Annotated in this window: 10 protein-coding genes and 1 pseudogene; 3 read left to right on the top strand and 8 right to left on the bottom strand. The window is 68.4% G+C overall.

The window, feature by feature from the left end; genetic code table 11:
• The 4 genes and pseudogenes from Q1V87_RS06705 to Q1V87_RS06690 all read right to left on the bottom strand — a co-directional run.
• Positions 1-819: pseudogene (locus Q1V87_RS06705) on the bottom strand (alpha-N-arabinofuranosidase); the annotation flags it as partial.
• A gap of 4 nt (positions 820-823) precedes the next feature.
• The gene (locus Q1V87_RS06700) at positions 824-1,906 is read right to left on the bottom strand and encodes a Gfo/Idh/MocA family oxidoreductase (RefSeq protein ID WP_300591402.1); all 1,083 of its coding nucleotides are present in this window, start codon (positions 1,904-1,906) and stop codon (positions 824-826) included.
• The gene (locus Q1V87_RS06695; protein WP_300591401.1) at positions 1,879-2,586 is read right to left on the bottom strand and encodes a ThuA domain-containing protein; all 708 of its coding nucleotides are present in this window, start codon (positions 2,584-2,586) and stop codon (positions 1,879-1,881) included. Before Q1V87_RS06695 ends, Q1V87_RS06700 begins: the two co-directional genes overlap by 28 nt.
• Positions 2,583-3,767 (bottom strand): Gfo/Idh/MocA family oxidoreductase, encoded by a 1,185-nt coding sequence (locus Q1V87_RS06690; RefSeq protein ID WP_300591400.1) that lies wholly within the window; start codon positions 3,765-3,767, stop codon positions 2,583-2,585. The genes Q1V87_RS06695 and Q1V87_RS06690 overlap by 4 nt, the downstream gene beginning before the upstream one ends.
• A gap of 90 nt (positions 3,768-3,857) precedes the next feature.
• On the opposite strand from Q1V87_RS06690, the gene Q1V87_RS06685 reads away from it, so the two are divergent.
• Positions 3,858-4,922, top strand: a complete 1,065-nt coding sequence (locus Q1V87_RS06685) for a LacI family DNA-binding transcriptional regulator (RefSeq protein WP_300591399.1) — start codon at positions 3,858-3,860, stop codon at positions 4,920-4,922.
• On the opposite strand, the gene Q1V87_RS06680 is transcribed toward Q1V87_RS06685, so the two are convergent.
• From Q1V87_RS06680 to Q1V87_RS06665, 4 genes are all read right to left on the bottom strand, one after another.
• Positions 4,876-5,367 (bottom strand): bifunctional nuclease family protein, encoded by a 492-nt coding sequence (locus Q1V87_RS06680; RefSeq protein WP_292709564.1) that lies wholly within the window; start codon positions 5,365-5,367, stop codon positions 4,876-4,878. The two genes, Q1V87_RS06685 and Q1V87_RS06680, sit on opposite strands and share 47 nt — an antisense overlap.
• Before the next feature lie 30 nt (positions 5,368-5,397).
• Complete coding sequence (locus Q1V87_RS06675; RefSeq protein ID WP_300591398.1) at positions 5,398-6,669, bottom strand: cell division initiation protein; 1,272 nt, start codon at positions 6,667-6,669, stop codon at positions 5,398-5,400.
• A gap of 68 nt (positions 6,670-6,737) precedes the next feature.
• Complete coding sequence (locus Q1V87_RS06670; protein ID WP_300591397.1) at positions 6,738-7,580, bottom strand: helix-turn-helix domain-containing protein; 843 nt, start codon at positions 7,578-7,580, stop codon at positions 6,738-6,740.
• A gap of 13 nt (positions 7,581-7,593) precedes the next feature.
• Positions 7,594-8,262 carry an NUDIX hydrolase family protein gene (locus tag Q1V87_RS06665; RefSeq protein WP_300591396.1) on the bottom strand — a complete coding sequence of 223 codons (669 nt, stop codon included), beginning with the start codon at positions 8,260-8,262 and terminating at the stop codon, positions 7,594-7,596.
• 22 nt (positions 8,263-8,284) lie between these two features.
• Between Q1V87_RS06665 and Q1V87_RS06660 the strand changes: the two genes are divergently transcribed.
• Together Q1V87_RS06660 and Q1V87_RS06655 are read left to right on the top strand one after the other, a co-directional pair.
• A complete protein-coding gene (locus Q1V87_RS06660) occupies positions 8,285-8,941 on the top strand; it encodes an alpha/beta hydrolase-fold protein (RefSeq protein ID WP_300591394.1) in 657 nt (218 codons plus the stop codon).
• A gap of 72 nt (positions 8,942-9,013) precedes the next feature.
• A partial coding sequence (locus tag Q1V87_RS06655; protein ID WP_300591393.1) for a transglutaminase family protein occupies positions 9,014-10,841 on the top strand: 1,828 nt, incomplete at its 3' end.

The raw sequence follows: 10,841 nt of genomic DNA, 5'->3' as shown, positions 1-10,841 counted from the left end.
CCGGTAGTACTGATCGTCGGTGAAACCCGCGGCATCCTCGGTGTTGATGCCCGTTCCCGAGTGCGTGTAGTAGTGGAACGAGATCGCCTGGTAGACGGGATTGTCGTCCTTCGTGCAGCCGAGGCAGTTCACCGCCTCCATGAGGGCGCGGGTCCAGCGCAAGTCACCCTCGTTGGCGCCGGCGGCGATGCGCGTGAGCTCGTTGCCGCCGTGGTTGCGGCAGAAGGTGGCGTAGCGGCGGGCCTCTTGCGCGTAGTGCTCCGGCGACATGTTGCCACCGCATCCCCATGCTTCATTGCCGAGGCCCCAGAACGGCACCTTCCAGGGCTCATCGCGGCCGTTCTCGCGCCGCAGACGCGCCATCGGGCTGTCATCATCGCGCGTGAGGTACTCGACCCACTCGCTCATCTCCTGCACCGTGCCGCTGCCGAGGTTCCCGTTGACGTAGGGGTCGGCCCCGAGCATGTCGCAGAGGTCCATGAACTCGTGAGTGCCGAAGTGGTTGTTCTCGATGACGTCCCCCCAGTGGGTGTTCGCCATCCGGGGACGCTGATCACGCGGACCGATGCCGTCGCGCCAGTGGTACTCGTCGGCGAAGCATCCCCCCGGCCACCGCAGGTTCGGGATGTTAACGGCGCGAAGGGCCTCCACGATGTCAAGACGGATGCCGCGCTCGTTGGGGATCGGTGAGTCCTCGCCGACCCAGAACCCGTCGTAGATGCAGCGGCCGAGGTGCTCGGCGAAATGCCCATACAGGTGGCGGTTGATCGTGGCGCCGGTGACGTCGAGGTCGACGACGGCGCGTGCGGTTTCGGTCATGGGATCATCTCCAGTCGGATGCGGGGGTCAGCGGAACCAACGCCGGTCGCTGCACCGTGGTCGTGAGGGGGAAAGAACAGTTCTCTCGCGCAGAGCGCAGCAGCCCGGTCATGATCTCGAGGACGTGCAGGGCAAGGGCTCCGCTCGCGCGGTCGGCCCCGGTGTGGACGTGATCGATGAGCCCGATGCCGCGCCCAGCGCCGCCGTAGCCTGCCGACGGGGCAACGGTCTGCCACTCCGCTGCTCCCAGCATCCGTACCTGTACGTCGCCCTCGAACATGTTCGGGTCGGGAACCGCGATCGAACCCGTTTGCCCGTGCACCTCAATGGGCGCGGCGTGCGTGGCGACGCTGTCGAAGCTGAAGACCACTGTCGAGATGGCACCACCCTCGTGTCGCAGTGTCCCCGTGACATACGTGTCGACCTCGACGGGGATCTCCTGTCCAGCCCGCGGCCCGGAAGCGATGATTCGGGTGTCTCTGCTGCGCGAAGATGCTCCGCTCACACTCTCGACGGGACCCAGCAGGTGAACGAGCGAGGTCAGGTAGTACGGACCCATGTCCATGAGGGGTCCGCCGCCCTCGCGGTAGTAGAAGTCGGGGTTCGGATGCCACGCTTCGTGTCCCGGAGCGACCCACGTGGCCGTCGCCGCGAGGGGCCGGCCGATCCGCCCCGAGTCGACGAGCTGCCGGGCTGTCTGGATGCCGGTCCCCAGCACCGTGTCGGGCGCGCCGCCGACCCACGCCTGCCCACTGGCCGCCATGATCTGCTGGGCCTGCTCGAAGGTCGCCGCGAGCGGCTTCTCACCGTAGACGTTCTTGCCTGCCGCGAGCGCTGCCAGCGCGACCTCGGCGTGCGCTGCCGGGATCGTGAGGTTCAGCACGGTGTCGACGGCGGGGTCTGCCATCAGCTCCCCGACGCGCAGAGCGCGGCATCCGGGAATCGTCGCGGCTACCTCGTGGGCACGGGCCTCATCGAGGTCGGCAACCGCGACGAGCGCGACATCGCTCTGCCCGACGAGAGTCTCACGATACTGGGCGAAGATGACGCCGAGTCCGACTACGCCGATGCCGTGCGTGCTGCCCACAGCAGTCCCCTCTCGATGATCGTGCGGACGTTCGGATCCTCGAGCACATCCAGGCTGTGCCCGGGTGTCGCGACGAAGACGCGCCCCTCTCCCCACAGCCGCGTCCAGATCGCGGGCGAGGTGATCGGCCGATGCCAGGGATGGTACGGCTGGGTTGGATGCGTCGTGGTCGCCAGCACGTCGTTGAGGTCATCGTGCAGAACCCAGTACTGCTCGGTGGTCAGCTCGAAGTCGGCGATTCCCGCCGTGATCTGGTGCTCGCGCCCGAGCGCTGTCATCTCGACCGTGTACGGCAGATAGTTGTCGCTCTGGTCACCCGTGCACCGGTCGGGACTCTTCGACGGATGCGTCGCGAACTGTCCGCCGACCAGCTGTAAGTAGTCGGAGCTGTTGCGATACGAATCGGCGATCCCCCCGTGCCAACCGGCAAGCCCAAGACCAGCTCTCACCGCCGCGCGCAGTCCCGTCAGGGCATCCTGCGAGATCTCGGACATCGTGACGCACTGCAGCACGAGATCGGTGGCGGCCATCACGGCGGCATCCGCATAGATGTCGGGCGACTCCTCGACGCGCACCGCGAATCCGTTCGCCTCCAGGAAAGGGATATAGAGGTCTGTCGCCTCGACGGGACGGTGCCCGTCCCACCCGCCGCGGACGACGAGAGCGTGTCTGGTGGTCATGAGGGTGCTCCTTCCACAGCCGTCATGATGCTGCCTCGCGCCGCACTGTCTTCCACGGCAGCGAGCACACGCTGGACCTGAGCCGCCTCAGCGAACGAGGGCGACGGCTTCGTGCCGGCGGTGATCGCCCGCACAAAGTCCACGATCTGGTGCGTGAAGCCGTGTTCGTACCCGAGGCCGTGGCCCGCCGGCCACCACGCAGCCGCGTACGGATGCTCAGGCTCGGTGACCTGGATGCGACGGAAGCCCTGCTCGCCTGCCGGATCGGTGGCGTCATAGAACTCGAGCTCATTCAGGCGTTCGAAGTCGAACGAGATCGAGCCGCGCGATCCGTTGATCTCGATGCGGTTGGCGTTACGCCTGCCGGTCGCCATGCGGGTTGCCTCGAACACCCCGATTGCGCCGCCTGCGAAAGTGGCGGTGAACGCTGCTGCGTCGTCGACAGTGACGTCACGTCGGGATGCACCCTGAACGGCTCGTCCGCCGAGCCCGACCTGCTCCGTGAGCTCGGGACGATCGGTCACGAAGGTTCGTGTGAGCGCTGACACCGCAGTGATCCGCTCCCCGCTGAGCCACTGGGCGGTGTCGATGCTGTGCGCGCCGATGTCGCCCAGAGTGCCCGAGCCGGCGCGTTCCCTGTCCAGTCGCCAGGTGAAGGGGGCGTCGGGGTCGCTCAACCAATCCTGCAGATACTGTGCCCGGACGTGCCGGATCTCACCCAGCCGCCCTGCAGTGACGAGCTCACGCGCAAGCGACAGCGCAGGGGTGCGGCGATAGCTGAATCCGCACATCGCGACGAGGTCTGGGGCTGCAGCTGCCGCAACGACCATCCGCTCGGCGTCGACGACGCTATTGGCGAGCGGCTTCTCGCACAGCACGTGCTTTCCGGCGGCCAGTGCCGCGAGCGTGATCTCGGCATGCGTGTCACCGGGCGTGCAGATGTCGACGACGTCGATATCTGCACGCGCCACGACCTCCCGCCAGTCGGTCGACGCGGCGAGCGCCCCGAACTCGCGGGCGGCATCGGCAGTGCGTGCCGCGTCCCGCCCGACGAGGACGGCGATCTCGGGGATGGCATCCAGGCTGAAGAAACGATGCGCGGTGCGCCATGCGTGTGCGTGCATCTTGCCCATGAAGCCGGCGCCGACAATGGCGACCCGCAGGACGGGTGGACTCGACATCCCCATCGACATCGCCCTTCTCTCACGATCCGCCCACCACAATGCCAGCGGCCGTGGCGCAGGTCCTCGCTTTTGCGCAAAAATCGTTCCGTGAGTTCCCTCGCCCAGATCGCCGCCGAGAGCGGGGTCAGTGTCTCAACCGCCTCCCGCGCGTTACGAGGCAAGGGCGAGATGACACCGCAGACGCGAGCACGCGTGCTGGCGGTCGCCCAGCAGTACGGGTACTCGACCACCGGCGTGCGCCGAGGGCGACCGCGAACGGGAACGTCGCACCTGTTCGACCTCGTACTGGGGCGGTTCCACGACCCCTACGCCGACGAGGTCACCGCTGGCGCACACCTCGCTGCAGCGCGCCATCGATTCGACCTGGTCCTCACGGCGGAGCGAGACACCCCCGACGATGACTGGCCCCTGCGGATCCGGGCCCGCGGCTCAGCGGGTGTGGTGCTGGGCCTGATCCTGCCCACCGCCGCTCAGCTCGCCGTCCTGCGCGACGCGGGAATCCCGCTCGTGCTGATGGATCCGCGGGCCGAAGCAGGTGCGTCACTGACCAGCGTGCGTACGACCGACCGCGCCGGAGCGGCCGCGGCAGCGGAGCACCTGCTCGAGGCTGGAGCCAAGCAGTTCGTCGTCGTGGATGCCGCACCGTCCTACCGCTTCGGACGCGCGCGCGTGGAAGGTTTCGAAGCCGCGGTGCGTTCGCGGCATCCGACCGCCGTCATCCACCGGGTTCGCGCGGACTGGAGTTCGCCGGGCGCCTGGCGCGCGAGCCTTCCGGCGCTGCGCGAGGCTGCGGCATCCGCGCCGATCGGCGTCTTCGCGATCTCGGATGAGATGGCCATCGGCGTGTATCGCGCCGCCGCCGACCTCGGCATGCGGGTCGGGCAAGACGTGCTCGTGGTCGGGTTCGACGACGTTCGCGGGGCAAAGTGGGTCCAGCCTGCCCTGACGACGGTTCGCCAGCCGATCCGCGACATGGCGGGAGCCGCGATCGATGAGCTGGTTGCCATCGCCGCCGGCGCAGACCCCCAACCGCGTATCGTCGAGCTGCCGACGACCCTGGTCGTGCGCGGCTCGACCGGGGCTCCGGCCGCCAGCCCGGAGGCGGTCAGCCGCGAAAGTCCTCGGGATCGACCTCGTCGAGAAAACGCTTGAACTCGTCGACTGACGCTTCGGCGTCATCCTCGTCGAGGATGTCGGGCATGCCGGCTTCCTCGACCACGGCATCCGCGACCCAAATCGCAGCCCCCGTCCGCGAGGCCAGCGCGATCGCATCCGAGGGTCGTGCGTCGATGACGAGAACCTGGTCGCCATGGACGACGGTGATCTCGGCATAGAACGTGCCGTCCGTGATCCGGGTCACCTCGACGCGCGTCACCTCGGCCTGCAGCTGCTGGATCATCACCGACATGAGGTCGTGGGCAAGCGGTCGCGGTGTCACGGCGTGTTCGACGGCGACGAGGATGGAGGTCGCCTCCTGAGCACCGATCCAGATCGGAACGATCGAGCCTGTTCCGGGCGCATCATCCAGAGGCTTGAGCAGGATGACGTGCTGCCCCATCGAGTCCATCGCCACCCCGGCGACGCGTACCTGGACCATGCCGAACCTCCCTCGCGGGCTTCGGCCAGACTACGCGTGCTCGGCGCCGCCGTCTCCGGTGGGGGCGACATCCGTCTCAGCAGCCGCACCCTCGTCGTCGGATGCCTCGAGCGCGGGTGCTTCCGACTGCGCGCTCACACCGTCGGGGCGGATCATCTCTTTGACCTCGGCCATGAAGCTCGTGAGCTGATGCTGCTGCCAGCGCAACTGCCGCGTGCGGTCCTCGGCGTCGCGGAGCACGCTATCGGCCTGGGTCGTCACGGCGTCGATGATGCGCTGCGCCTTCTCGCGTGCACGGTCGAGGTGCTCGGACGCCCGCACCCTCGCGTCGGCCTCGATCTGCTGCGCCTGCGAGCGCATGAGCTTGTCGAAGTCGTCGGCCTTCGCGGTGATCCGCTGCGCGTGCTCGAGCGCTGCAGCGACCTGCGCGTTCGCGTCAGTCGTGATGCGCTCCGCGTGCGCGACAGCCTGATTGTGCAGCACCAGGAACTCCTGCTGCGCGTCATCCTGACGGCGCGTGAGCGACTCCTCGAACTCGGCAGCCCGCATCCGCAGCTCACGAACCGCCTCTTCAGCCGCGGCCCGCGACTGCTCGGTCTCTCGCGCGACAGTGGCGCGAGTTGTCGCCGCAGCCTTCTCAGCCTCGGTGCGGATCGCGGCTGCTTCCTGCTCGGCCTGGACGACGGCATCCGCCGACGCCGCTGCCTCGCGCTCGAGGCGAGCGGTGTGCGCCGTCAGCTCCGTCTGCATCCGAAGTCGGATCTGCTCGGCGTCGCTGTTCGCGCGCGCGATGATCTGCGCGGCATCAGCCTCGGCCTCGGCACGACGACTGTCGCCCTCGGCACTGGCAGCCTGGAGCAGCTTGTCGGCCTGGTTCGTGGCGTTGTGAATGATGGTGCTCGCCTGTTCCTCGGCGACCCGGAGCACCTCTTCGAAGTGACGCCGGTTCGGCGATGCAGCCGATCCGTCGGCGAGCTCCTCGGTGAGCGCGGCGATGCGGCTCTCGGCCTCTGCAAGCTGGGCGCGAACCGCCGTGAGGTCTCCCTCGAGCCTGGCGAGGCGTTCTGCGGCGGCGTCAGCGCGCGCGGAACTCTCGGCGGCACGCTGTGATTCGGTGGCGAGGTTCGCGGTGAGCCGCGAGACCGCCGCATCCACGTCGTCGCGGTCATAGCCGCGGAAGACAGTGGCGAAACCCGCACCACCAGCAGCCGAGAAGCTGGCATCCGGCGCAGCATTCATAAGCTCATCGAACGGCGTCGAGAGCGATGCGTCGGTGTGAGCAGATGGGGCGTTGTCGGGCATCCGGTCCTCCGGGACATGCGGGATCAATCTCCCCCGAGCGCACACACCATACCGCGCTCGGATGACGATCAGGTAGCGGGATGCTTGGGATCGGCCGAGCGTTGCCGTGCGCTGCGACGACCCCAGTGCCTCGCGACGTACTCGACAGCCTCGTCGACCGCAAAAGATCGGGTCGAATTACCTACCCGAACCCACAGCTCCGTCGATGATCCATCCTTCGCCTGCGTCACGAAAACGGGTCGCGGAGAGGGCGGACACACGATCGCGCAGACCATCGCCCCGTTGGGCGCCGTGGGGAACCGAACGATCGGCAAGGCCGCGGCGTTGCGCCCGAGAAGCGTGGAGAGCATGTCGCGCAGCCACAGCTCGAAGCGGTCGGCGTCCGGAGTGCGAAGGGTCGCGAGGTCGCGGTCAAGGCCCAGCGCTTCGCCGTCGTCGCTCGCACCGACCACAAGGATTCCGCCCCCGCTGTTGAGGAACGCGGCGACGGTCTTGGCGACCACCTGCTCCATCCGCGGGTCCTTCTTGTTCTCGCGGACGTTCCAGCGCGCGGTCTCTTTGAACTCGACACGGTCGGACTCTCCGGCAGCCAGCAGCGCTGCGATGTCGACCTTCCCCGGGTCGCGTCGAAGACCGACGAACAGCCCAGAAACGGCGAAGGCGACCAGGATGCTGGAGCCGAACGCGATCAGCAACGTCAGCGGCGTCCACAGGCGCGCGTCCACGACAAACCACCCGGCGATGAACAGCCCGATCGCGGTTCCCACGACCGAGGTGAGGATCATGACCGAGAGCGACAGAGGGAGGCGTTCTCGAAACAGCCGCCGCATCGCGAGCGCGATGAGGTAGGAGATTCCCAGAGCGATCGGGAGCCCGACGGCGAACTCGACGAGCTGGACGTTGGTGGGCATCGGCACTCCCGCGTCAGCGCAGCGCGCCGACGCTCGCCAGCGCAAGGCGCACGAGCGTTCCCCTGCCACCTTCCATCTCGGCGGCCAGGGAGTCGGATGCCGCCTCCTCCGGCGACATCCACGTGACTTCGAGCGCATCCTGACGCGGCTCGCAGGTGCCGGTCACGGGAACCACGAACGCGAGCGACACCGCGTGCTGTCGGTCATCGAAGAACGGGCTCACGCCGGGAATCGGGAAGTACTCGGCGACAGTGAACGGCACGGGCTGCGGCGGCAGCAGCGGGAACGCCATCGGTCCGAGGTCGTTCTCGAGGTGACGGAACAGCGCATCGCGAACCGTCTCGCCGTAGCGGACGCGCCCCGAGACGAGCGAGCGGGTGATCTCACCGAGCGGGGTGGCGCGCAGCAGGATGCCGACCTCGGTGACCAGGCCAACGCCATCCGTCCGTACCGGGAGCGCCTCGACGTAGAGAATTGGCAGGCGCCGACGCGCTTCGGCGAGTTCGATGTCGGTGAGCCATCCCGGGTTCGAGGCACTGTCGGGTGCGGGAGAACCGAAGCTCCCGTCGCCGACGGGATGCCCGGCGCGACCGAACGAAGCGCCGATCCCGCCGAGCGGATCGCGGGGCGTTCCCTCGTCGTCACGCTCGTTGGGGTCGGGGTCTGGGGTCCGTACCGGCATGTCTCTTGTATACCCTGAGGCCATGAGTGACATCGACACGCCGGCACTCGCCGACGACACGGTCCTCTGGTCCACCGAGCCCGAGGACCGCACAGGACGGCCGCTGCTGGTGCTGCTGCACGGCTACGGCTCCGACGAACGCGACCTGTTCGGGCTGAGGCCGTACCTGCCCGCCGATGTCACGATCGCCGCTGTTCGCGCACCCCTCACACCGCCATGGCCGGCCCCGGGATACTCCTGGTACCCGATCGAGGGGCTGGATGGCCGCGACCCGTCGCGGGTGACGGATGCCGCGCGCCGCCTCATCGACTGGGTCGACGCACTCCCCGGCGACGACCCCGTCGGGCTCCTCGGGTTCTCCCAGGGCGCCGCCGTCTCGATGCAAGCCCTGCGCCTGGAGCCGCACCGGTTCGCCTTCGCCGTGAACCTCAGCGGGTACGTCGCCCCGGGCGACCTCGAGGGCGATGCGGCGATGGCAGAGCGCCGGCCGCCGGTGTTCTGGGGCCGCGGAACGCACGATGACGTCATCCCCCCGGCGCTCGTCGAGCACACGATGCAGTGGCTTCCCGGCCACGCCACCCTCTCGGGCGGCGCGTACCCGGGGCTCACCCACAGCGTCTCGGAGCAGGAGTTGGCCGACGTTCGCGAGTTCCTCGACGCCCAGCTCGCTGCGCTCTAGAGGATCGGGGTCGAGTCCGACTGGTCGGCAAACCGTAACCCGCACGCAACAGTTCTCCGACACGCTGTGTGCATGTCGATCAAGGTGGCTCTCGAGCACCGCACCGCGTACGAGTTCGCCCGGCCCATCTCGGTCGCCCCGCACCTCGTTCGGTTGAGGCCGGCCCCGCACTCGCGAACCCCGATCGAGGCCTACTCGCTCGAGGTGTACCCGAAGAACCACTTCGTCAACTGGCAGCAGGACCCCTTCGGCAACTGGGTGGCTCGCCTGGTCTTCCCCGAGAAGGTCGACCGGCTCGAGATCACGGTGGGCCTGGTCGCAGACATGATGGTGATCAACCCGCTCGACTTCTTCATCGAGGAGTACGCGGAACGGTTCCCCTTCGCCTACCGCTCTGATCTGGCATCCGATCTCGCGCCCTATCTGCGAGCCGTGCCCGGCAGCGGGCGCGCTCAGAGGTGGCGGGAGACTCTGCCGCCGCTGCCCGAGGACGGCGTCCCGACCGTGACGTTCCTCGCCGACCTCAACCGCGCGGTGCAGCAGCGGGTCGCATACAGCGTGCGGATGGAGGCGGGAGTGCAGACCCCGAACCACACGCTGCGCAGCGGTATCGGCTCGTGCCGCGACAGCGCCTGGTTGCTCGTAAGCCTGCTGCGTCAGTACGGCCTGGCCGCACGCTTCGTCTCGGGCTACCTCGTCCAGCTCGCCCCCGACCAGGAGTCCCTCGACGGTCCGAGTGGGCCTGCCGCCGACTTCACCGACCTGCACGCGTGGGCCGAGGTCTACGTGCCAGGTGCCGGCTGGATCGGACTGGATGCCACGAGCGGTCTGTTCGCCGGCGAAGGGCACATTCCGCTGAGCGCTACACCTGAGCCGTCCTCGGCCGCACCCATCTCGGGAGCCACCGAGCCCGTCGAGGTCGAGTTCTCGTTCCACAACGAGGTGCGCCGCATCCACGAGGACCCGCGCACGACCCGCCCCTACACCGAGGACCAGTGGCAGCGCATCGACGCGCTCGGCGAGGCGGTCGACGAGCGGCTCACGGCGGCAGATGTGCGCCTGACGATGGGCGGCGAACCGACCTTCGTTTCTGTCGATGACGCGACAGCACCCGAATGGAACACCGACGCCGACGGCGACCAGAAGCGAGAGCTCGCCGACACCCTCGCCGAGAAGCTCCGCGAGCGCTACGCCGGCGGCGGCATCGTGCATCGCGGCCAGGGCAAGTGGTATCCGGGCGAGCCGCTGCCCCGCTGGAACATCGCGCTGCAGTGGCGCAAAGACGGTGTGCCGCTGTGGAACGACCCGTCGCTATTTGCCGACCCGTGGTCTGACGAGGCCAGGCCGACCGCGCAGGCGGATGCCGAGACCCTGGCGCGGCGCGTCACCCAGACTCTCGGCATCCCGAACAGCAGGCTCCTCCCCGCCTATGAAGACCCGCTCGCGGCACTGGCTGCAGAGGTCCGCAAACCCGTCGGCGAACCGACCGACGTCGAGGGTTTCGACGAACACGACCTCGCAGCGCTCGACCGCGACATCGACACCCCGACCGGGTGGGTACTACCCCTCACAACCGACGGGCACTGGACGAGCCCCGTGTGGACCTTCCGCCGCGGCAGGCTCGTGCTCAGCCCCGGCACGAGCCCCATCGGCCTGCGCCTGCCGTTGGACTCGGTGTCGTGGACACCACAGGAGCTGACGGCGGAACCGTCCTATCTCGAAGAGGCGCCGCTCCGTGAGCCGGCGGTGCCCGACGTGTCCCTGCAGGGCGTCGCAGCTACAGCGACTACCGCCATCGCGTTCGAGGCACGAGATGGCCAGGTGCACGTGTTCCTGCCACCGGTCGCACACCTGGAGGACTATGCCGACCTCCTGCACGTCCTGGAGCAGGCGGCGTCGG

The sequence above is a fragment of the Microbacterium sp. genome (genome assembly GCF_030149085.1).
GTDB lineage: Bacteria > Actinomycetota > Actinomycetes > Actinomycetales > Microbacteriaceae > Microbacterium.
This window is presented reverse-complemented; position numbering and strand designations above follow the sequence as displayed.